At 75.7% G+C, this 21,076-nt stretch carries 23 protein-coding genes; 11 read left to right on the top strand and 12 right to left on the bottom strand.

Annotated elements, in window-relative coordinates; genetic code table 11:
• The first annotated feature begins 174 nt into the window (after positions 1–174).
• The 4 genes from ACGFSC_RS06860 to ACGFSC_RS06845 all read left to right on the top strand — a co-directional run bounded on the left by ACGFSC_RS06860 (position 175) and on the right by ACGFSC_RS06845 (position 2,861).
• The gene (locus ACGFSC_RS06860; protein ID WP_359909030.1) at positions 175–591 is read left to right on the top strand and encodes an ankyrin repeat domain-containing protein; all 417 of its coding nucleotides are present in this window, start codon (positions 175–177) and stop codon (positions 589–591) included.
• A 23-nt stretch (positions 592–614) separates the two neighbouring features.
• On the top strand, positions 615–1,130 hold the full coding sequence (locus ACGFSC_RS06855; protein WP_359909033.1) for a GNAT family N-acetyltransferase: 516 nt from the start codon (positions 615–617) through the stop codon (positions 1,128–1,130).
• Between the two features lie 48 nt (positions 1,131–1,178).
• Complete coding sequence (locus tag ACGFSC_RS06850) at positions 1,179–2,285, top strand: serine hydrolase domain-containing protein (protein WP_359909036.1); 1,107 nt, start codon at positions 1,179–1,181, stop codon at positions 2,283–2,285.
• 75 nt (positions 2,286–2,360) lie between these two features.
• Positions 2,361–2,861, top strand: a complete 501-nt coding sequence (locus ACGFSC_RS06845) for an NUDIX hydrolase (protein WP_359909039.1) — start codon at positions 2,361–2,363, stop codon at positions 2,859–2,861.
• Positions 2,862–2,868: 7 nt separating this feature from the next.
• On the opposite strand, the gene ACGFSC_RS06840 is transcribed toward ACGFSC_RS06845, so the two are convergent.
• From ACGFSC_RS06840 to ACGFSC_RS06830, 3 genes are all read right to left on the bottom strand, one after another.
• Positions 2,869–3,519, bottom strand: a complete 651-nt coding sequence (locus tag ACGFSC_RS06840; protein ID WP_359909042.1) for a vitamin K epoxide reductase family protein — start codon at positions 3,517–3,519, stop codon at positions 2,869–2,871.
• A gap of 93 nt (positions 3,520–3,612) precedes the next feature.
• Complete coding sequence (locus ACGFSC_RS06835) at positions 3,613–4,425, bottom strand: thioredoxin domain-containing protein (RefSeq protein WP_359909045.1); 813 nt, start codon at positions 4,423–4,425, stop codon at positions 3,613–3,615.
• 152 nt (positions 4,426–4,577) lie between these two features.
• Complete coding sequence (locus tag ACGFSC_RS06830; protein WP_359909048.1) at positions 4,578–5,252, bottom strand: hypothetical protein; 675 nt, start codon at positions 5,250–5,252, stop codon at positions 4,578–4,580.
• A 219-nt stretch (positions 5,253–5,471) separates the two neighbouring features.
• On the opposite strand from ACGFSC_RS06830, the gene ACGFSC_RS06825 reads away from it, so the two are divergent.
• Positions 5,472–6,350 carry a CHAD domain-containing protein gene (locus ACGFSC_RS06825; protein WP_359909051.1) on the top strand — a complete coding sequence of 293 codons (879 nt, stop codon included), beginning with the start codon at positions 5,472–5,474 and terminating at the stop codon, positions 6,348–6,350.
• 111 nt (positions 6,351–6,461) lie between these two features.
• Here the strand turns inward: ACGFSC_RS06825 and ACGFSC_RS06820 are convergent, their stop codons facing one another.
• Positions 6,462–7,316, bottom strand: coding sequence for a helix-turn-helix transcriptional regulator (locus ACGFSC_RS06820; RefSeq protein WP_359909054.1), 855 nt, complete (start codon positions 7,314–7,316; stop codon positions 6,462–6,464).
• Between the two features lie 118 nt (positions 7,317–7,434).
• Here ACGFSC_RS06820 and ACGFSC_RS06815 point away from each other — a divergent pair, with 118 nt between their 5' ends.
• Positions 7,435–8,208, top strand: coding sequence for an SDR family oxidoreductase (locus ACGFSC_RS06815; RefSeq protein WP_359909057.1), 774 nt, complete (start codon positions 7,435–7,437; stop codon positions 8,206–8,208).
• A 90-nt stretch (positions 8,209–8,298) separates the two neighbouring features.
• Here the strand turns inward: ACGFSC_RS06815 and ACGFSC_RS06810 are convergent, their stop codons facing one another.
• Complete coding sequence (locus ACGFSC_RS06810) at positions 8,299–9,099, bottom strand: uracil-DNA glycosylase (RefSeq protein ID WP_359909060.1); 801 nt, start codon at positions 9,097–9,099, stop codon at positions 8,299–8,301.
• Between the two features lie 152 nt (positions 9,100–9,251).
• Between ACGFSC_RS06810 and ACGFSC_RS06805 the strand changes: the two genes are divergently transcribed.
• Positions 9,252–10,259: a slipin family protein gene (locus tag ACGFSC_RS06805; protein WP_380349773.1), complete on the top strand. Its 1,008-nt coding sequence runs from the start codon at positions 9,252–9,254 to the stop codon at positions 10,257–10,259.
• Positions 10,260–10,339: 80 nt separating this feature from the next.
• The gene (locus tag ACGFSC_RS06800; RefSeq protein ID WP_359909066.1) at positions 10,340–10,789 is read left to right on the top strand and encodes a CBS domain-containing protein; all 450 of its coding nucleotides are present in this window, start codon (positions 10,340–10,342) and stop codon (positions 10,787–10,789) included.
• Positions 10,790–10,864: 75 nt separating this feature from the next.
• Here the strand turns inward: ACGFSC_RS06800 and ACGFSC_RS06795 are convergent, their stop codons facing one another.
• The 3 genes from ACGFSC_RS06795 to ACGFSC_RS06785 form a co-directional block, all read right to left on the bottom strand.
• Positions 10,865–11,695, bottom strand: coding sequence for an SDR family NAD(P)-dependent oxidoreductase (locus tag ACGFSC_RS06795; RefSeq protein ID WP_359909069.1), 831 nt, complete (start codon positions 11,693–11,695; stop codon positions 10,865–10,867).
• A gap of 96 nt (positions 11,696–11,791) precedes the next feature.
• Positions 11,792–12,256 (bottom strand): PaaI family thioesterase, encoded by a 465-nt coding sequence (locus ACGFSC_RS06790; RefSeq protein ID WP_359909072.1) that lies wholly within the window; start codon positions 12,254–12,256, stop codon positions 11,792–11,794.
• Positions 12,257–12,288: 32 nt separating this feature from the next.
• A complete protein-coding gene (locus ACGFSC_RS06785; RefSeq protein ID WP_359909075.1) occupies positions 12,289–12,912 on the bottom strand; it encodes a TetR family transcriptional regulator C-terminal domain-containing protein in 624 nt (207 codons plus the stop codon).
• 74 nt (positions 12,913–12,986) lie between these two features.
• Between ACGFSC_RS06785 and ACGFSC_RS06780 the strand changes: the two genes are divergently transcribed.
• Entirely contained in the window at positions 12,987–13,490 is a 504-nt protein-coding gene (locus tag ACGFSC_RS06780; RefSeq protein WP_359909078.1) for a DUF1453 domain-containing protein, read from the top strand.
• A gap of 42 nt (positions 13,491–13,532) precedes the next feature.
• The gene (locus tag ACGFSC_RS06775; RefSeq protein WP_359909081.1) at positions 13,533–14,066 is read left to right on the top strand and encodes a hypothetical protein; all 534 of its coding nucleotides are present in this window, start codon (positions 13,533–13,535) and stop codon (positions 14,064–14,066) included.
• Positions 14,067–14,087: 21 nt separating this feature from the next.
• On the opposite strand, the gene ACGFSC_RS06770 is transcribed toward ACGFSC_RS06775, so the two are convergent.
• Positions 14,088–16,979, bottom strand: coding sequence for an FAD-binding and (Fe-S)-binding domain-containing protein (locus ACGFSC_RS06770; protein ID WP_359909084.1), 2,892 nt, complete (start codon positions 16,977–16,979; stop codon positions 14,088–14,090).
• 113 nt (positions 16,980–17,092) lie between these two features.
• Here ACGFSC_RS06770 and ACGFSC_RS06765 point away from each other — a divergent pair, with 113 nt between their 5' ends.
• Positions 17,093–17,719: a hypothetical protein gene (locus ACGFSC_RS06765; RefSeq protein ID WP_359909087.1), complete on the top strand. Its 627-nt coding sequence runs from the start codon at positions 17,093–17,095 to the stop codon at positions 17,717–17,719.
• A gap of 6 nt (positions 17,720–17,725) precedes the next feature.
• Here ACGFSC_RS06765 and ACGFSC_RS06760 read toward each other — a convergent pair whose 3' ends face one another.
• From ACGFSC_RS06760 to ACGFSC_RS06750, 3 genes are all read right to left on the bottom strand, one after another.
• Positions 17,726–18,730, bottom strand: coding sequence for a glycosyltransferase family A protein (locus ACGFSC_RS06760; RefSeq protein WP_359909090.1), 1,005 nt, complete (start codon positions 18,728–18,730; stop codon positions 17,726–17,728).
• A gap of 218 nt (positions 18,731–18,948) precedes the next feature.
• A complete protein-coding gene (locus tag ACGFSC_RS06755) occupies positions 18,949–19,596 on the bottom strand; it encodes a transglycosylase SLT domain-containing protein (RefSeq protein WP_359909093.1) in 648 nt (215 codons plus the stop codon).
• Positions 19,597–20,139: 543 nt separating this feature from the next.
• On the bottom strand, positions 20,140–20,979 hold the full coding sequence (locus tag ACGFSC_RS06750) for an EI24 domain-containing protein (RefSeq protein WP_359909096.1): 840 nt from the start codon (positions 20,977–20,979) through the stop codon (positions 20,140–20,142).
• Between the last annotated feature and the right edge of the window lie 97 nt (positions 20,980–21,076).

Genomic DNA, 21,076 nt, shown 5'->3' with positions numbered 1-21,076 from the left:
GGTCCGGGAAGTTCGCTCGAATGGCTGCGCAACGCGCGCGGCCGTGTGTCGTGGCGGGCGCGGGCCGTCATCCGGATTCCGGACGCCCGCTGGCCCGTTCCGGCGCCGGCCGCTACCGTGCCCTGGGCGCAGCCCCGAGACCGCCCGACGACCCGACCGGAAAGGCCGCCCGCCATGACCGACGCCGCCAGCCAGCAGCCCGCCGACGCCCCCGACGCCGAGGTGATCGCGCTCGCCGGGAAGCTCTTCGACGCCGCCCGGACCGGGGAGACCGAGACCCTGTCCGCCTACCTGGACGCCGGGGCCCCGGCCGACCTCACCAACGGCCGCGGCGACACCCTGGTGATGCTCGCCGCCTACCACGGCCACGCCGCGACGGTGGCGGAGCTGCTCCGGTACGGCGCCGACCCGAACCTCGCCAACGACCACGGGCAGACCCCGCTGGCCGGGGCCGTCTTCAAGGGCGCCACGGACGTGCTGGACGTCCTGCTGGCCGGCGGCGCCGACCCGCAGGCCGGCGCCCCGAGCGCCGTGGACACCGCCCGGATGTTCGGCAAGGACGACCTGGTCGCCCGGTTCGAGGCCCGCTGAGCGGGGATCGTAGGCTTTTCGGCATGAGCACCAGCACCGCCCGGGACACCGGCGCCGTCGAGTTCCGCATCACCGGCTACGCCCACCCCGACGCCCAGACCCTGTCGGCCGAGGTGCAGCAGGAGTACGTGCGCCGCTACGGCGACCCGGACGAGACCGTCATGCGCCCCGAGGACTTCGAGGCGCCGGCCGGCCTGTTCATGATCGCCTACCTGGACGGCCGTCCGGTCGCCTGCGGCGGCTGGCGGGCCAAGCAGGCCGGTCCGGACGGCCTGCGCGACGGCGACGCGGAGCTGAAGCGGATGTTCGTGATCCCCGCGGCCCGCGGCCGCGGCCTGGCCCGCGCGGTGCTGGGCCGCCTGGAGCGGACCGCGATCGAGGCCGGGCGGACCCGCTTCATCCTGGAGACCGGCACCGAGCAGCCCGAGGCCGTCGCGCTGTACCGGTCCGAGGGCTACGACGCGATCCGGAAGTTCGGGATCTACAAGGAGCACGCGCAGAGCATCTGCCTCGGCAAGGAGCTGGCCGCGGCGGTCTGAGCGACCGCTGCGCGGGGAAGGCTCCCGTCGGCCCGAAGGGGGAGACGGATGAGTCACCGAGCACCCGGAGCCGACCGGCTCCCCGACCCGGCCGCGCCCGGCGGGGAGCTGGACCGGCTGGTCGGGGAGGGCGCGCGCACCGTCGGGGCGGGCGCCGTCTGGGCCGTCGGCGACGCCGGCGGCACACTCGGCGGCGGCAGCCACGGCGTGCTCGGGCAGGGGCCGTACGCGCGGCTGCGGCCCGGGCCCGACACGCTGTACGACCTCGCCAGCCTCACCAAGGTCGTCGCGCTCTGGCCCTGCGCGGGGGTGCTGCGGCAATCCGGGCGGCTTCCGCTGGACGAGCCGCTCGGCCGCTGGTGGCCACCGGCCGCCGGGCACCCCGCCGGCGAGGTGACGGTCCGTCAACTCCTCGCCCACACCGCGGGGATGCTCCCGTACACCCGCTTCGAGCAGCTCTACGGACGCGACCCCGCGGCGATCCGGGCCGGGGTGCTCGCCGCCCCGCTGCGCCGCCCGCCGGGCACGGCCGTCGAGTACACCGACCGCGCCGCCGTCCTGCTCGCCCACCTGGTCGAGGACCTCGGCGGCGCGCCGCTGGACGAGCTCGCCGCACGCTGGGCCTGGGGGCCGCTCGGCATGACCGACACCCGGTACGGCCCGCTCGACGGCGCGCTCGCCGCCCGCACCGCGCCCACCGAGTACGAGGAGGGTGCCGGCACCCACCTGTGCGGCGTCGTCCACGACCCCTCCGCCCGGCTGCTCGGCGGGGTCTCCGGCAACGCCGGGGCCTTCTCCACCGCCCGCGACCTGGCCCGCTTCCTCACCGCGCTGCTCGCCCCGCCGCCCGGGGCGCCCTGGGGCGAGCCGTGGATCGACGAATCGCTGCGCGAGCACACCGGCGGCCTCGCCCCCGCCCGCGGCCTGTCCTGGCTGCACGCTCCCGGCACCGACCCGGCCGAGGGCACCTTCGTCCACTACGGCTTCACCGGCACCGGCTTCTGGGTCTCCCGCAGGCTCGGCCGCTGGGCCCTGCTGCTCACCAACAAGGTGCACTACGACCGGGGGATCCAGCAGCTCACCGACCTGCGCAACGCCTTCCGGCGGGCCGTGTTCGGGCAGGCGGGGCCACCGGCACTCATTCGGGTGGATTAGGGGCCGATCGGCTCTCCCGGGGCCGTGATCGCGGCAGAGTGGCCGCGAGGACGGGGACCCGGCGGAGGAGGCGCGATGACGGACACCTGGGCACTCTCGGAGGAGGAGTGGCTCGCCGGGATGGTGCGCGCCTACGTCGGCTGCAGCGTCCTGCTCACCGACGAAGCGGGCCGGGTCCTGCTGCTGAAGGCCAGCTACCGCGACCAGTGGCAGTTCCCCGGCGGCGGGATGGACCGGGGGGAGGGGCCCGCCGAGTGCGCGGCCCGCGAACTGTACGAGGAGACCGGGCTGTTGGCCGGGCCGCTGCGGCTGCTCGTCGTGGAGTGGCGCGACTCGATCCCCGACCAGGGCGAACACGCCCACCCCGCCGTGCAGTTCATGTTCGACGGCGGGACGGTCGCGGACGGCACGGCGGTCCGGGCGCAGGCCGAGGAGGTCGCCGACCACGGCTGGGTCACCCCGGCCCGGGCGGCCGTCCTGCTGCAGCCCGGTGCGGCGCGCCGGCTCACCGCGGCCCTGGAGGCCCGGCGGACCGGCGCCGCCGCACTGCTGCACTCGGACGGGTACGTGGGGTGACGGACGGTCAGAGCAGCGTGCTCCAGTAGGACCAGAACCGGTTGAGGACCAGCAGCGCGATCACCGCCGCCCACAGCACCGGCAGCGCCCAGTGGTAGCGCGCCGCCTCCCGGACGACCACCGCCGACCGCGGGCCCGCCGGAATCACGCCCGTGCGCAGGTTGTGCAGCGTCGTGTACCAGAACAGCACCACCACCGTGGCCCACACCACCATGCAGTACGGGCACAGCGCGCCGATGTCGTACAGCGCCTGGTGGATCAGCCAGTGCGCGAACACCACGCCCAGCGCGGTGCCCGCGTTCAGGCCCAGCCAGAACCAGCGCCGGTACCCGGCACCGGCGAGCAGCCCCGCGCCGATCGCCGTCAGCGCGCCGAAGGCGGCCAGCCCGAGCAGCGGGTTCGGGAAGCCGAAGACCTCCGCCTGCTCGGTGCGCATCACCGAACCGCAGCTGATGATCGGGTTGATGTTGCAGCTGGGGACGTAGGAGGGGTTCTCCAGGATGCGGAGCTTGTCGAAGGTCAGGACGGCCGAGGCGGCCAGCCCGACCAGCCCGCCCAGGAACAGCAGGAGGGCGTAGGCCCGGCTCGCGCCGATCGGGGCCCGGGCGGCGGCGTCGGGAGCGGAGCGGGACGGGTGCACGGTGGTAGCGGCGGTCATGACAGCACACTCCGGTGGCTGGCTGGGAGGAGCCGGCCCGGCCGGGAGTTCGGCCGGGCCGGGTGGTGCCGTACGGTGCGGGGAGGGTGCGGCCTACTGGAGGCCGGCGGCCTGCTTCACCTGCGCGGCGAACTGCTCGGCCGGGACCACGGCGTTGCCGGCGAACAGGGTGATCTGCTTGCCGTCCACCTTGACGGTCGGAGTGCCGGTCACCCCGCTGCCGTTGAAGGCGTCGGAGACCTTGGCCGCCCACGGGGCGTAGGTCTTGTCGGTCACCGCCTTCACGAAGGCGTCCGTCTTCAGCCCGGGCACCTGGCCGGCCAGGTTCAGGATGTGGTCGACGTCGCCGAAGCCGTCCTCGCGCTCGTCCGGCTGGTTGGCGTACAGCACGTCGTGGAACGCCTTGAACTGGTCCACGCCCTCGTTCAGCGCGGCGCCGGCCGCGGCCAGCGCGGTGCGCGAGCCCTTGCCGCCGAGGTTCTTGTCCAGGAACGCCGCCAGGTGGAACTCCACCTTGATCCGGCCGTCCTCGGTGAGCTTCTTGACGGTCTCGCCGTTGGCCGCCTCGAAGTGCTTGCAGACCGGGCAGCGGAAGTCCTCGTAGATCTCCATGGTGTGCGGGGCGTCCGCCTTGCCGTAGGTGATCACCGTGCCGTCCGGGCCGGAGGCGTTGGCGGGCACGACCAGCGGCGCCGACGCGGCGGCGGAGGACTTGTCGTTCTTGTCCGAGGCCGAGTTGATCGCGACGGCGACACCGCCCGCGAGGGCCAGCACGACGACCGCGGAGACCGTCACGACGATCCGCTGACGGCGCTTGGCGGCCTGCTGCTCGCGGCGCTGCGCCTCCTGGATCCGCTCACGGGCACTGATGCGCTTGGCCTGCTGCTTGCTGGGGGCCTGAGCCATGGGGAAGTCAACTCCTGTACGCGGCGCGCGGGTGCGCGCGGGGAGCCGCAGCTGCTGCGGCGGGGTCGGTGAACGCGGGAGTCGTGCGCACTGCCTGCGGGCGTACCGGGTCCGTCCGGCCGGGTACGGGGGTGATCAGGTCGGGACGGTGATCAGCAGGCAGGCGCGAAGGCGGGCGGGCCGCGCCGGGGCGCCGGGCTCAGCACCACGTCCTCGCGGCGCGGCCGGGCACGGTCCGACACCGGCAGCGGCACCCGCAGCACCGGACGCACCGGCGCGGGGAGCAGCAGGACGACCAGGGCGCGCAGCGGGCCGGCCAGCGACTGCCGCAGCGCGCACAGCGCCCGGGCCAGGCCGGACAGGGCGGCGTCGCCCATCCGCAGCCAGGCCGAGGCGGCGAGGGCGATCACCACGTGCACCAGCAGGAGCAGCAGCTGGGTCGCGGCGGGGGCCAACTGCCCGGCGTGGCCCAGCGGGCCGCTCAGCAGCGAGCCGTCCACCGAACCGCCGCCGCAGACCAGCAGGTTCACCCCGCGGGCGGGCACCTGACCGGCCAGCACCGGCGAACAGCCGGCCTGGCCCAGGTTGAACGTGGTGTTGAGCAGCAGCTCGACCGGCACCATCACGCCGGAGATGTGCAGCATCCGCCGTTCCCCGCCGGCCAGGACGGCCGCGACCAGGAAGACGACGGCACCGGCCGAGGCCACCAGCGACAGCGGCAGCGGGCGGCCCGTGATGACGACCTGGCCCAACGCGGCCATCGGCACGGCGAGCGCGGTGAACACCGCGGCCCGCAGGGCCCTGGTCGCACGGGAGGAGGTCGTCACGCTCCGGAGTATGTCATGGCGCTCGCATCCGGCACGAGGGCCCGTAGGTCCCTGTTCCGGCTGACGTGCGATCAGTAGCCTGCAGGGTTCGACAGCGGGCCCGACAGCGGGCCCGGCCGCCCGCGGGGTCGCCCGCCCGGCTGCCGCGCGGTCGACAGCGGCCCGACGCGGATTAGCCTGGAAGGCGTTCCCGCTGACCCGACGAGGGGGCGAGCGTCCATGGCGAGACCCGACACCACGGTGGGGCAGGTGCTGCTGGCCCGCCTGGAGACGCAGGCGGCCGTGCTGGCCGGCCTGGACGACGCCGTCCGGGCGGACGAGCCGGACGCCGTGCACCGGATGCGGGTCGCCTGCCGGCGGCTGCGCAGCGCCCTGCAGACCTTCCGGCGGCTGGTCGCCCCCGGAGCGGCCGACGAGCTGGTCGCGGAGCTGCGCTGGCTCGGCGGCGTCCTGGGCCGGGCGCGGGACCGCGAGGTGCTGGCCGAACGGCTGGTCGCCGAGGCCCGCGAGCTGCCCGCCGGGTGCGGCCCGCAGCGGGTCGCCGCAGCACTGGACCGGTGGGGCGAGGCCGAGTACCGCGCCATCTGGCCCGAGGTGGTCGCCGCCCTGGACAGCTCCCGCCGCCGGGCGCTCGGCGAGGCTCTCGCCGCCTTCCTCGCGGATCCGCCGCTGCGCCGGCGTGCCGCCCGCAGCGCCGTCCCGGAGCTCTCCCGCATCGCCGCCCGCGAGCAGCGGCGTACGGCCGGGCGGGTCGGGGCGGCCCTCGCCGCCGCCCCCGACGAGCGGACCCGCGCGCTCCACGAGGCCCGCAAGGCGGCCAAGCGAGCCCGCTACGCCGGTGAGGCCGCCGCCCCGGCGGCCGGCGCCCGGGCCGAGCGCTACGCGCAGCGGATGAAGGCCGTCCAGGAGGTGCTGGGCGAGCACCAGGACGCCGTGGTGGCCGCGACCGCCCTCGCGACCCACGCGGTCACCGGTGGCGAGCCGTTCGGGTACGGCGCCCTGTACGGGCGTCAGCTGGCGTCGGCCGAGGCCGCCCGGCGGCGCCTGCCGGACGTCTGGCGGCGGGCGGGGAAGCGGAAGCTGGCCCGGTTCGGGTAGGGCGTGTCCGGCGGATCTCCGCCGGGTGCGCGAAGACCCGCAGGACACGCCCCGGGGCCGCCGCCCGCGCGCCACCGACCGGGCCGCGGTCGCGTGCGGTGCGCGCGGCGGCTACCCCGGGGCGGTGGCGGTCCGGAGCAGGTCCCCGCCGGCCGCCGCGAAGGCGTGCCGGGTGGGGCTGTCGGGCGGGGCGAGGAAGGCGAAGAGGTGGCGGCCGTCCTCGGGGAGGGGCAGGACGGTGTAGTCGAGGACGGTGGCGGCGAGGGCCGGGTGGCGGACGTGGAGGCGGCCGGGACGGGGCGGGGCGGCGCGGTGGCGGTCCCAGAGCTCGGCGAAGACGGGGCTGTCGGCCGACAGCCGGTGGACCAGGGCGAGCAGGGCGCGGTCGCGGGGACGGTCGGCGTGCTGGGCGCGCAGTGAGGCGACCAGGTCGGCGCCGATCGAGCCCTCGGCGGCCGTGTTGCCCTGCGAGCGGTCCCGGTACGGGCAGCAGAACACCTGCCAGAGCAGGTTCCGCTCAGGGGCCGGCCGTCGTTCCGGCCCGGCCAGCAGCAGGGCGGCGGGCCGGTTCCAGGCCAGCAGGTCGAAGGTGGGGCCGGTGACGAAGGCGGGCGCGGCGTCCAGGGTGTCCAGCAGGGCGAGGGTGGTCGGAGGGAGCGCCGGGGCTTCGGCGGGCGGCGGGGCCGGGCGGTGCGGGCGGGCGGCCAGCCGGTGCAGGTAGCCGCGCTCGGCGGCGGTCAGTTGCAGGGCCTCGGCGAGACCGTCGAGGACCGGGCCGGTCGGCACCCGTTGGCGGCCCTGTTCCAGGCGGGCGTAGTAGTCGGCCGAGATCCCGGCGCGGGCGGCGACCTCCTCGCGGCGCAGTCCGGGCGTACGGCGGCGTCCGGAGGCGGGCAGGCCGGCGTCGGCGGGCGCGAGTCGGGCGCGGCGGGCGCGGAGGAAGGCGCCCAGCGGGGTCTCGGGCATGCGCGTCAGGCTGCCACAGCTCGCCCGGGACAGCCAGGACCTGGCTGTCCCAGGAAGCCGGTTCCCGGGGAGCGTCCGGCCGCTGGTGGGCCGGCGGGCACGGCGGCAGGCTCGCCGCATGGGACTTCTCGACGACAAGGTCACGATCGTCACCGGCGCCGGGCGGGGCATCGGCGCGGCCGCCGCCCGGCTGTTCGCCCGGGAGGGCGCGCTGCTGGTGCTCGCCGCCCGCTCCGGCGCCGAGGTGGAGGAACTGGCCACCGAGCTGCGCGCCACCGGGGCCGGGGTGGTGGCGGTCGCCGCCGATCTGACCACGGCCGCCGGTGCGCAGCGGACGGTGGACACCGCGCTGGAGGCCTTCGGCCGGCTGGACGCGGCCTTCGACAACGCGGGCAACGGCCTGCCGCCGGCCCCGCTCACCGAGCGTTCGGAGTCGGAGTGGGACGACACCCACGCGCTCAACCTGCGCGGCACCTGGCTCTGTCTGCGGGCCCAGCTGCGGGCGATGACGGCGGCCGGGCGCGGCGGCGCGGTGGTGCTCAACACCGGTGTGGGGGCGCTGGTCGGGGGCTTCGGCGACGGCGCCCAGCAGGCCGCCAAGCACGGCCTGAGCGGTCTGGTGAAGGCGGCCACCGCCGATCACGCCCGGCACGGCATCAGGGTCAACGCCGTCGCGCCCGGGGTGGTGCGCACGCCGGGCACCGAGCCGTTCTTCGGGTCCGGGCCGGAGTTCGCCGCGCTGGTGGAGCGTTCCACGCCGCTGGGCCGGCCGGGTACGGACGAGGAGGTGGCGCAGGCGGCCGCCTGGCTGCTGAGCGACCGGGCCTCGTACGTCGCGGGCGTGACGCTGCCGGTGGACGGCGGGATCACGGCCACCCGGCGGTTCGACTGACCGGCCCGCGCCGGGAGCGGTTGCCCGCGGGCCGTGCCGGCGTGGGCGAGCGAGCGGGGTCGCGCGAGCGAGGCCGCCGGCGGGGGCGGGCTACCGGGGGTCGAGCCCCGCCGAGCGGGCCGCCTCGCGCAGCAGGTCCCGGAGCATCGCGGTGGTCAGCCGGCCGGTGTTCGTGTTGCGCGGGCTCACGTGGTAGCAGCCGTACATCCGCAGGTCCGGGCCGCCGTCGCGGGCCGGGAAGACGGCCAGGGCGGCGTGGCCGAACGCCGGGCGGGGGCGGGGGACCCGCCAGCCGGCGTCCGCGATCACCGGCAGCATCGCCTGCCAGGCGAAGCCGCCGAGGGCGACCACGGTGCGCACGGTGGGGCGCATCAGCTCCAGCTCCCGGGTGATCCAGGGCCGGCAGGTGTCGCGTTCGGCCGTGCTGGGCTTGTTGTCCGGCGGGGCGCAGCGGACCGGGTCGGTGATCCGGACGCCGGACAGTTCCAGGCCGTCGCCGTGGCGGACGGACTCGGGGCGGTTGGCGAGCCCGAGTTCGTAGAGGGCGGCGTAGAGCAGGTCGCCGGAGGGGTCGCCGGTGAAGATCCGGCCGGTGCGGTTGGCGCCGTGGGCGGCGGGAGCGAGGCCGACCAGGACGAGCGGGGCGTCCGGCGGCCCGAAGCCCGGGACGGGGCGGGCCCAGTAGTCCCAGTCCCGGTAGGCGCGGCGCTTGGTCCGGGCGGTCTCCTCGCGCCACCGGACCAGCCGCGGGCAGGCCCGGCAGCCGGTGACGACGCGGTCCAGCTCGGCGAGTCCGCCGGCCCGGACGGCCGCCTCGGCGGGATGGCGGGGGTCGTCGGGATCGTCGGCGGGGTCGTCGGCGGGTGAGGAGGACGCGGCCACGGTCGGCATGGCCAGGATCCTAGAGGCTCCGGGACGTTCGTTCCGGCGCGGACCGGGCAGGCGTAGCGTGGAATCAGTTGCTCCCGGCGGTCCCCGGCCGGTCATGGCCGGCGGCGGCCGGGCGCGCCGGTGCGCGCGCAGGCCGCGAGGAGGCCGCGATGATCGTCGATGCGGTGCTGGGTGTCCTCGGAGGGCTCGCCGGACTGGGTGTGATCTGGGCGGGCCTGAGCATCAGGGTCGTCCAGCAGTTCCAGAAGGGCGTGGTGTTCCGCTTCGGGAAGGTGCGCGACGAGGTGCGCGATCCCGGGCTGGTGGCGCTGATGCCGATCGCGGACCGGCTGCGCAGGGTGAACGTGCAGATCGTGACGATGCCGATCCCGGCGCAGGAGGGCATCACCCGGGACAATGTGACCGTGCGGGTGGACGCGGTGGTCTACTTCCGGGTGGAGGACCCGGTGAAGGCCACCGTCAACGTGCAGGACTACAACTTCGCGATCTCCCAGGTCGCGCAGACCTCGCTGCGCTCGATCATCGGCAAGAGCGAGCTGGACGACCTGCTGGCCAACCGGGAACCGATCAACCAGGGGCTGGAGTTGATGATCGACAGTCCGGCCCTGGGCTGGGGCATCGAGATCGACCGGGTGGAGATCAAGGACGTCGCGCTGCCGGAGTCGATGAAGCGCTCGATCGCCCGGCAGGCGGAGGCCGAGCGGGAGCGGCGGGCCCGGATCATCACGGCGGACGGCGAGTACCAGGCCTCGGAGCGGCTGTCGGACGCCGCGGCGGTGATGAGCAAGACTCCGGCCGCGCTCCAACTGCGGCTGTTGCAGACCGTGGTGGAGGTGGCCGCGGAGAAGAACTCGACGCTGGTGCTGCCCTTCCCGGTGGAGCTGCTGCGCTTCCTGGACAGCGCGACGGAGGTCCAGCAGCGGAACCTGCTGACGGCTGCCGCGGTCGCGGCCGGGGCGAAGGCCGTGGAGGAGGCGGTGGAGAGCGGCGAGGTGTCGGAGGAGGAGCTCGAACCGGAACAGCCCAGGCACGAACCCCCGCCCCTGGAGGAGGTGTTGGAGAAGTCGCCGCTGGTCGGTCCGGAGTCGCCGGACGGCCGGGTCGGGCAGGGCGACGGGGTCGAGCAGGGCGGTCGTACGGGCCCGGCCGGGGGCGGCTGAGCGCGCCGGCCCCGGTGGCGTCGGCCACCGGCCCGGACCACGATGGACGGGGGAAGGGAAGCCAGGCCAGGAGGCGGACCATGACCATAGCCAGCGACATCATGCACCCGGGCGCCGAGTGCATCCGCGAGCACGAGACGCTCGCGGCCGCCGCCCGGATCATGCGGGAACGCCATGTGGGCGCCCTGCCCATCTGCGGGCCGGGCGACAAGCTGCTGGGGATCGTGACCGACCGCGACATCGTGCTGCGCTGCGTCGCCGAGGGCCGTGACCCGGCGTCCGTGACGGCGGGCGAGCTGGCGCAGGGGCGCCCGATGACGGTGGAGGCGGACGAGGACTGCGAACAGGTGCTGCGGGTGATGGAGCAGTACCAGGTGCGCCGGCTGCCGGTGATCAACCACCCCGAGCACAAGCTGGTCGGCATGATCAGCGAGGCGGACATCGCGCGCGGTCTGCCGCGGGCGCGGGTCGCCGAGTTCGTCTCGGCGGTCTGCGCGGAGCAGGAGCCCGCGGGGGCCGCCCAGGGCTGACGCCGCCGAGCGCCCGCGGGCGGCGGGGCCCGCCCCCGTGAACGCCGGTGAGGGGCGGAGCCGCCGTCGTGCCGGTCAGACGGCCGGGGCGGTGGGGCCGTGCGCCTCCGCCGAGAGCCGGGCCCATGCGTCCCAGGTGGTGAGCCGGTCGGCGTAGGCCTGCCGCACCATGGGGTGGCCCCCGGTGCCGAAGAACACCCGCAGCGGCGGCTGATCGGCGTCGACGAGCCGCAGCAGGGCCCGGCCGGCCGCGGCCGGGTCGCCGACGTCGAGCGCCGCGGCCCGACCGGCGGAGGCTGCGCGCAGCCCGTCGTACCGGGGGTCGGCCTCGGCGTGCACGGCGGAGGCGACCGCGTCGGTGGCGTAGCTGCCGGGCTCGACGACGGTCACCTTGACGCCGAACCCGGCGACCTCCTGGGCGAGCGCCTCGCTCAGGCCCTCCAGGGCCCACTTGGAGGCGCAGTACCCGCCGCCGAGCGGGAACGCGGCGACGCCGGCGACCGAGGAGATCTGGACGATGTGCCCGGAGCCCTGGGCGCGCAGCAGCGGCAGCACGGCTTGGACGACCCGCAGCGGGCCGAACAGATTGGTGTCCAGCTGGTCGCGCAGCTGCCGCTCGGAGAGTTCCTCGACGGCTCCGGACAGGCCGTAGCCGGCGTTGTTGACGACGACGTCGAGCCGGCCGAAGTGCTGGTGGGCCCGGAGGACGGCGCGGTGCACGGCCGCGCGGTCGGTGACGTCCAGCGGGAGCGGGAGCACCGCGTCCCCGTGGGCGGCGGCCAGTTCGGCGAGCCGGCCGGTGTCCCGGGCGGTCGCGGCCACCCGGTCGCCGCGGGACAGGGCCGCCTCGACGAAGGCGCGGCCGAGGCCGCGGGACGAACCGGTGACGAACCAGACCTTGCTCATGATTTCCGCTCCACTCTGTCCGAGGACCTGGTGACATCAGGACACCGTGGGGCGGGCCGGTGTGACATCCGGGCGCGGAAGCCGGGTGCCGGTCGGTCAGCCCAGGGCGTAGACGGCGGTGGCGTGGGCGGCGGGGTCCTCGGTGCCCCTGGTTCCCTCGGTGTCCTCGGTGCGTTCGGTGCCCCTGGTGCCTTCGGTGCCCTCGGGGAGGAGGGTGATGTCGAGGAAGGCGAGCCGGCGGCCGAGCCTGGTGATCCGGGCGTGCACCAGCACGTCCCGGGCGAGGACCGCGCGCTGGAAGGTGGTGGACTGCTGGACGGTGGTCATCGGGCCGAATCCGCCGCGGGCCGCGCACAGCGCGATCACGCAGGCCGTGTCGGCGGCGGCCATCAGTACCTGGCCGGACAGCGCGCCGCCCTCGCGGGCGAGCCGGTCGGACCAGGGCAGCCGCAGGACGGCGTGCTGCTCGCCGGCCTCGACGGTCGACAGGCCCAGGTCCCGCACCCAGGGCGCGAAGTGGTCGGCCAGAATCCTGTCCGCCTCGGCGGTGGTGAGGGTCATCGCGCCATTGTGCCGGGGGTGTTGGCGCGGTGTCAGGAGGCCGGAGCGGCCAGGGTGTCGAGGTGGCGGCGCAGCACCGCGCGCAGCTCGTCCGGGCCGACCAGGGCGGGGTGCTGGACGGCCTGGAGGGTGAGGCCGTCCAGCAGGGCGGAGAGCCGGCGGGTCTCGACGCCGAGGTCGAGGCCGGGGGCCAGGCCGCCGGAGCGCTCGGACTCGGTGAGGACGCGGCGGACCAGGTCGTCGAGTCCGGCCTGCATCTCGGCGGCGCGGGGCCGCAGGTCGGGCCGGGTCCGGGCGGCGGTGACGAAGGAGAGCCAGAGCGCGGACTCCTCCCGGCGTCCGGCGTCCAGCGGGAGGGTCTCGGCGAGCAGCCGGACGGTCCGTTCGCGCCGGTCGGTGCCGGCGGTGGCCGGGTCGAGCAGGACGGCGGCGTGGGTCCGGACGCGGGCCTCGATCCGGTGGGCCAGCTCGCCCATCGCGAAGATCATCAGCTCCGAGCCGCCGGCGAAGTAGTGCCGTACCGAGCCGATGGCCAGTCCGGCCTCCTCGGCGACGTTGCGCAGGGAGGCGTGCTCCAGCCCTTCCCGGGCCGCGACGCGCAGGACGGCGTCGGCGACGGCCTGGCGGCGCTCGGCGGGGTCGACGATCTTCGGCATGTTGCCGTTATAGCACGGGCGAGCTAAATTGCTGATTTAGCACGGTCGAGCTACAAAACTTCGGGGGAGTGGGAATGGACAACTGGGTGTACGTGGGGCTGGTCGCCGCCGTGGTCGTGGTGGTGGTGATCAGGCGGCTGCGCGGCGAGCCGCTCAACGCCCGGGACCTCTTCGCGGCGCCGGTGATCCTCACCGGCCTCGGCGCTTGGGCGCTCGCCCAGCGGCACGGCCTCGGTGCGGCCGACTACGGCTGGATCGCGGCGGGTGCCGCGCTCGGCCTCGCGCTGGGGGCGGTGCGCGGCGCCACCATCCAGGTCTACGAGCGGGAGGGCGTGCTGTGGCAGCGCTACACCGGGCGGACCTTCCTGGTCGCGGCGCTCTCGCTCGCGGTGATGGCCTGTTTCGCCGCGCTCGCCGGGCACTTCGGCCTGGCCCCTGATGCCAGGCCGGTCCAGCTGTCGATCGGCGTGGGCTTCCTGGGGGAGGCCCTGGTGGTGGGCTGGCGCGGGGTCTCCTCGGGCACTCCGTTCGCGCCCGAGCGGCGGGGTTCGAGCTCCCTCGACCGGCTCCGCCGGTAACTTTGGTTGTCAGAGCTGGATTTGGTAACTAAGGTTGTCGGCATGACGATCGCGGAGATCACCCATGAGGAACAGGCCGAGCTGGCCAAGGCCCTTCTCGACGCCCTCGGCCCCCTTGCCGCCGCCGTGCGCGCCCGCGCGACCGGCCTGCCCGCGGAGCGGATGTGGGACGCCGAGCCGGTCGAGGCCGCCCTCTCGGTGCTGTCCGCCTGGAAGCTGGTGGACGCCGAGGTCAAGCGGCTCACCGCGGGCGCGGCCGCCACCGCGGGCTCCTACGGCGCCGGGTACGAACAGCTCGGCGCCGCCTGGGGCATCACCCGGCAGGGTGCCCGGAAGAAGTGGCCGGAGGCCGTCAGCCGTCCGGTGGCGCGCCCGGGATCGCTTCGACTGTTCGGCGGAACGGTCGATTTGATCGAGGACGCGGCCGCCGGGGGCTGGCGCTGGACGGGCACCGGCGCCGACGGCACGACCGGCGGGGCCGCCGTCGGCCACCGGACCCGGGAGGAGGCCGCGGCGCACGCCGGGGCCTTCCTCGCGGCGCACGCATCCGGCAAGGAGCCGCAGGGCACCCGGTAGGGCGTGTCGGACACGCCCTCGTCACCTCGCGGACCGCAGCTCCCGGGCGATCAGCTCCGCCAGGTGCAGGGCCTGCCGCCCGTCGGCGAGTTGGGCGATCTGGGTGCGGCAGCTGAAGCCGTCCGCGAGGACCACCGTCCGCGGCCCGGCGGCCCGCACCTCGGGCAGCAGCACCCGCTCCGCGATGGCCTCGGACACCTCGAAGTGGCCCCGCGCGAAGCCGAAGTCGCCCGCCAGGCCGCAGCAGCCGGAGTCCAGCACCCGGTTGTTCAGGCTGAGCCGGGCCTCCACCCGGCGGTCGGCGGCGCTGCCGAGCACCGCGTGCTGGTGGCAGTGCGTCTGGGTGAGGGCGTCCAGCGGGATCCGGGGGAGCGGGGCGTCAGGGGCGTACTCGTCGAGGAACTCGGCGAAGGTGCGGGTGCGGTCGGCGAGCGGGCGGCCCTGTGCGCCGAGCAGCCGGGGCAGGTCCTCGCGCAGCGTCGCGGTGCAGCTGGGGTCCAGGCCGACCACGGGGGTGTCGGCCTGGATCCCGGATCCCGTCAGCGCCCGCAGGCTGCGCCGCAACACCCGGCGGGCGGTTCCGAGTTGGCCGGTGGAGTACCAGGTGAGGCCGCAGCAGACCGGTCCAGCGGGCAGCCGGACGTCGAAGCCCAGGTGCTCCAGCACCTCGACGGCCGAGCGCGGCACGTTCGGCTGGAGGTGGTCGGAGAAGGTGTCCGGCCACAGCAGCACCGGCCGGGCGCCCGCCGGGGCCGGGTGGGCGGCGCGGCGCCGCCGGTACCAGGCGGTGAAGGTCTCCGGCGGGAGGACGGGCAGCACCCGGCGCGGGTCGATCCCGCCGAGCCGCTTGATCAGCCCGCCGGCCCGGGAGCGGGCGATCGTGTTGGCCGCCCCGGGGGCGAGCGCGACGGCCCGCAGCCAGAGCGGCAGCCAGCCCATCGAGTAGTGCGCGAGCGGCCGCGGCCGGTGCCGGTAGTGCTGGTACAGGAACTCGGACTTGTAGGTCGCCATGTCGACGTGGACCGGGCAGTCGCTCGCGCAGCCCTTGCAGCTCAGGCAGAGGTCCAGTGCCTCCCGGACCTCCTCCGAACGCCAGCCGTCCGGGACGGCGTCCCCGCGCAGCATCTCGGCGAGCAGCCGGGCCCGCCCCCGGGTGGAGTGCCGCTCCTCGCCGGTGGCCAGGTAGCTCGGGCACATCACCCCGCTGCCCGGGGCCACGCACTTGGCGACGCCCACGCAGCGGTGCACCGCCCTGACCAGGCTGCCGCCGTCCTGTTCGTACGGGAGGGCCAGCGGCAGCGTGCGGCGCGGGGCGGTGACGAAGCGCAGGTCGGTGTCGAGCGGGCGGGGATCGACCAGGGCGCCCGGGTTGAGCAGGTTCTCCGGGTCCCAGATCCGCTTGAACTCGCCGAAGAGGCCGATGACTTCGGGTGGGTACATGCGTGGCAGCAGCTCGGCCCGGGCCTGGCCGTCGCCGTGCTCGCCGGAGAGCGAACCGCCGTACGAGACCGCCAGATCGGCCGCCTGCTCCAGGAACTCCCGGAAGACCAGCACCCCTTGGGGTTCGTCCAGCGGGAAGTCGATCCGCAGGTGCACGCAGCCGTCGCCGAAGTGCCCGTACGGGACGCCGCGCAGGCTGTGCCGCCGCAGCAGGGCGCGCAGGTCCCGCAGGTAGTCGCCGAGCCGCTCGGGCGGGACGGCGGAGTCCTCCCAGCCGGGCCAGGCCTCGCCGCCCCCGGGCAGCCGGGTGACGATTCCCGCGCCGGCCTCCCGGACGGCCCACAACTGGCGCTGCTCGACCGGGTCGGTGACCAGGGCGACGGAGGCCGAGCGCTCGCGGCGCACCGCGTCGCCCAGCCTGCGGGCGGCCTGGTAGGCGGCCAACGGGGTATCGCCGCCGGTCTCCAGGAACAGCCAGCACTCGCCGGCGGGCAGCCGGTCCAGTGCGGGCGGACGCGGGCCGGCGGCGAGCAGCGCGGCGATCAGGTCGGCCGCCATGCCCTCGGCGGTCAGCGGACCGTACGGGAGCAGTGCCGGGACGGCGTCGGCGGCGGCGCCCTCGTCGGGGTAGCCGGCCACCACCAGGGCCCGCGCGGGCGGGTCCTCGACCAGGCGGACGGTGGCGCCGAGCAGCAGTGCGCAGGTGCCCTCGGTGCCGGTGAGCGCCCGGGCCAGGTCGTGGCCGTGCTCGGGCAGCAGCGCGTCCAGCGGGTAGCCGGAGGTGCGGCGGGGCAGTTGCGGCATGCCCTGCCGGATGACGGCGAGGTTGCGGTCGGTGAACTCCTGCAGCTCGGTGTGGAGTTCGCCGACCCGTCCGGGCCGTGCGGCGAGCGCGGCGCGCTCCGCGGCGGTGAGCCGCCCGCCGACGGTCAGCTCGGTGCCGTCCGCGAGCAGCAGCTCCAGCCGCTCGACGTTGTCGGCGGTGCGGCCCCAGGCCAGCGAGTGCGAGCCGCAGGAGTCGTTGCCGATCATGCCGCCGAGGGTGCAGCGGCTGTGCGTGGACGGGTCGGGGCCGAAGCGCAGCCCGTGGGGCCGGGCGGCGCGCTGGAGGTCGTCCAGCACGGTGCCGGGCTGGACGCGCGCGGTGCGGGCCCGCGGGTCGAGCTCCAGCACCGCGCCGAGGTGGCGGCGGAAGTCCAGCACCACCGCCCCCGGGCCGATCGCCTGCCCGCCGATGCTGGTCCCGGCCCCGCGCGCCACCACCGGCACCCGGTGCCCGCGGCAGAGCGCCAGCGCGGTGCGCACGTCGTCGAGGTCGGCGGGTTTGACCACGCCGAGCGGCAACTGCCGGTAGTTGGAGGCGTCCTGACTGTAGACGGTGCGTTCGGCGGCGCCGAAGCGGACCTCGCCGCGCAGCACGGCGGACAGCGCGCGGGCCAGCTCGGCCCCGGGGTCGGCGGACGGACGGCTCACCAGGGACCTCCCAGGAGTACGGCTCCGCCGATGATCGCAGCCGTACCGCCGCACCGGTACCGGGCACGACGGGGGTACCGCCGACAGGGTGTCCTGTGGCACGCTCGGCGGTCATGATCGAAGAATCCGCGGCCGCGGACCCGGCCGGCCCCGACGCCTACCTCGCCCGCCTCCCGATCGGCGAGCCGCTGCCCTTCCCGGCGGACGGCGCGCCCTCCTGGGAGATCTTCCCGTACGAGGGCGAGCTGACCGTCCGGGAACTCCGGGCGCCGGAGCTGCCCGAACCGCCCCGGAACGGCGAGGACGGCCCGGAGAGCTGCCCGGACTGCGCCCGGCCGGACGCCGACTTCCTGTGGACGGACGATCACTGGCGGCTCGGCACCACCGAGGAGCCGGACGGACTGCCCGCCACGCTGCTCCTGTGGCCGCGCGCCCACCACGACCTGCTGGACCTGCCGGCCGAACTCTCCGCGGGGCTGGGCCCGATGCTCCAGAGGGTGGAGCGGGCCGTACGGTCGCTCGGCGGCATCGGCCGGGTCCATGTGAACCGCTGGGGCGACGGTTCCGCGCACCTGCACCTGTGGCTGCTCGCCCGGCCCGAGGGGATGGCGCAGCTGCGCGGCTCGACCCTGCCGCTGTGGATGGACGTGCTGCCGCCGATGTCCGTCGGGGTCCGGGCCGAGCGGGCCCGCCGGATCGCCGCCGCGATGGCCGCCGAGGGCGGCGTGGCGCAGGTCTGAGCGGGGTCATTTCCGCCCGGTGAGCGTGCCCCGCGCGATGTGGGAGAGCTTGGCCACCTCGAAGGCCGGGTAGGCGCCGCCCGCCAGCAGCGAGAACTTGATCCCCTCGCGGCCGCCCGGCCGGCGGTGGCCGGGCGGCTGGAAGCGGCGGTGGTGCTCGGCGGCGCGGTGGAAGAACTGCGGCCGCTCGGCACGGGTGACGCAGCCGGCCAGGTCGAAGACGAACAGGTAGTGCCGGATCATCCGGACGAACAGCGCGTCGCGCACCGCGTACAGGTGCGGCTGCTCCTCCAGCAGGGCGAAGCTGCGCTCGTACTGCTCGAACAGGTCGAAGACGCTGCTGCCCGGGCCGCCCGCCGGGTGGACGGTCTCCCGGCGGCGCAGCTGCACGCACTCGCGTGCCAGCACGGCGGCCTTCCGGGCGCCGAGCAGCGCGGCGTGCGCGACCGGGACCTCCTCGTAGCGGCCGGGCGGGAAGGCCAGGCCCAGTTCGGCCCAGTGGCCGCGGCGGATCAGCCGGTCCCAGATCAGCGGCGGCGCGCCGAACAGGGCGGGCCGGTCGAAGGGGGCGAACGGTTCGGGGCCGGCCTCGGCGAGCAGGGCCTCGGCCCCGCCGGGCCAGTCCCGGTCCTGGTGCCGGCGGGAGTGGCCGAACAGCAGCACGTCCACCGGGCCGGTCTGCCGGAGCCGGTCGGCGAGCGTCCGGAGCGCGTCCCGGGGCAGCAGGTGGTCGGCGTCCAGGAACAGCAGGTACTCGCCGCTCGCCCGTGCCGCGCCCGCGTTCCGGGCGGCCCCGACCCCGACCGCCGCGGTCAGGTGCAGAGCCGACACCCGCGGGTGCCGGGCCGCGTACGCGTCGGCGAGCCCGCCGGCCGTCCCGGGGGACCGGTCGGCGACGACGATCACCTCGACGTCGGCCAGGGACTGTGCGAGCAGCGAGTCCAGGCAGTCGGCGAGCTGTTCGTGCTGGTCGTAGGCGGGGAGCACGACGCTGATCAGGGGTGAGGGCATGACGCCGGAGCGTAAGAGGGCCTGCGGACCGTGGCAAAGGTCTGACGGTCCGTAATTCCGATCAATCAGTGGCAAATCGTACGAGTGCGCGCCATATCTTCACGCCGCCTTCCGGACGTGTCCACGCCCGTACCGGGCTCCCGGCCTGCGGGAACGTGCGCCGGGGCCCGCGACGCGGGTGCGTCACGGGCCCCGGGGAGCCGAACCGCTGGTTCGGCCTAGTACCAGTGGTGGGCCTGCCAGAACGACCAGGCGGCGCAGGGGCTGCCGTAGCGGGTGTTCATGTAGTTCAGGCCCCACTTGATCTGGGTGGCCGGGTTGGTGCGCCAGTCGGCGCCCGCGGAGGCCATCTTGGAGCCGGGCAGGGCCTGGACCAGGCCGTAGGCGCCGGAGGAGGCGTTGACCGCGAGCGGGTTCCAGCTGCTCTCGCGGAACACGATGTTGCTGAAGCACTGGAGCTGGCCGGCGGGGACGATCTGCGCGGCGATCTGCTGCGGGGTGCCGGAGTAGGCGGCCGGGGCGCTGGTGAGGTTCTGGCGCTCCTGGGAGCGGGAGGCGGCGGCGTCGGCGTCGGCCTTGGCCTTGGCGTCCGCCTGGGCCTGCGCCTCGGCCTGGGCGGCGGCGTCCGCCGCGGCCTTGGCCTGGGCCTCCTGGGCGGCCTGTTCGGCGGCGGCGGCAGTGGCGGCGGCGTCGGCCCGGCCCTGGTCGGCGACCGGCTCGCTGTCCACCGAGACGGCGGCCACGGGGGCGGCCCCGGTCGCGTTCCCGGCCTGCGGGATGGCGAGGGCGGCGGTGGCGGCGCTCGCGACCACGAGGGTGGCGACACCGGTGATCAGGGAGTTGCGGCGGGCATGGCTGAGCTGCATGGGGCGGGCGGTCCTTCTCCGTCGGGGGCCGTGCCGGTGGCACCGGGGGCGGGGCGTCGCACGGGCTCCGGGCGGGCGGGGCTCGTGCGGCCGCCCTGGGCGGCCGTGGCGCCCCGGCGGTAGCGGCGGGGGCGGGCGGGCCGTGCGGCGGCGGAGGTGGTCGGCTGCGCTGCCTGGCGACGGGCCATTCTTGGCAGGGCCGAGGACGGGTGGCAAAGGCGTTCGCTACTACGCGGCATCGTGGTTGCGGGGTGGCCGCGGCGGGCTTCGGCGATGGCTTTGGTGGTATTTGTCCGAATTGCGCACCCTGAGGTGGAGGCCGGGTCGGCGGCGACGGATCGCAGGGGCGGCAGCCGCGGTGGCCTGTGTTCTTCAGGCGGGGCGGGGCCGTGGGTGGTCCGGCCCGGGTGCCTCGGCGGCGCCGGGCGGGGCGTTCGAGGGGGCTCGTCCACTATCGGGGATCGTGGATGGCGATCCCCCTGTGGGCGGGCTCACACGCGGGCGGGGGCGAGGTCGGCGCAGCGTGACCGGCCGGTGACGGCCTCAGGGGGTCGCGTACGGGTTGCCCGGCACGGGCCGCGCGGTGGCGGTGGGGAAGTCGGGGGCCGGGCCCGGCTGCTGCTCCTCCTCCTTCTCCTCCTCCGGTGCGGTCGGGACGAGGTCGCGGGCCAGCAGGGTGGCCCCGGCGACGGCCCCCGGCATGGCGAGCACGGTGACCAGCGGCACCAGGAAGGCCAGCACCAGCGGCGTGCCGAAGCCCAGTGCCAGCCCGAGCCGGGCGCGCAGCAGTCGGATCCGCTCCGGCTGCGGCACCCGGCGCCGCTGCAGGGCGACGGCCGTCAGCTCGACGGTCAGGAAGAAGCCGGACACCAGGAAGCCGAGCGCGGGGACCACCGTCTGCCCGACCAGCGGGATGAATCCGCAGGCGAACAGCGCCACGCCGAACGCGGCCACCCGCACCAGCACGTACACGCTGTCGCGCACCGCGATCAGCAGCTCCCGCCAGAGCGCGGTGTCCGGCGGGGTGGGCGCGCCGCCCTCGGTCTCGTCGACCGCGGCGCAGAGCGCCTCGTAGAAGGGCTGTCCGACCAGCAGGGTGACGGCGGTGAAGGTGAGCAGGGAGAACAGCAGGCCGCCGCCGAAGACGACCGCCGCGAGCGCGTCGCGCAGCAGGCCCCGCCAGGGAGCGCCCCAGTGGTCGGCGAACGGGGTGGCCCAGTCCGCGAGGTCCCGGGACCAGGCGCCGAGGAAGGCGAGCGCGACGACGTAGCCGACCAGCGCGAGCAGGGCCGGCAGCATGCCGAAGCCCCACCAGCGGCCGTGCCGGCCCACCCACTTCTGGCCCTCGACCAGGTACTTCATCCCCGCCGCAAGATCTCGCATGGGCGATCACCTTAGGGCTTCCGCACCCGGAACCACGCATTGCCGTGTTCCTGCCAGTTCTGACCGGCAAGGACCGCCCCCTCCTGCCGCGCCGCCC

This window comes from Kitasatospora sp. NPDC048715, from assembly GCF_043198905.1.
Classification (GTDB): domain Bacteria; phylum Actinomycetota; class Actinomycetes; order Streptomycetales; family Streptomycetaceae; genus Kitasatospora; species Kitasatospora lactacystinica.
Note: the sequence above shows the minus strand (reverse complement) of the source record. Positions and strands in the feature narration are given on the sequence as shown.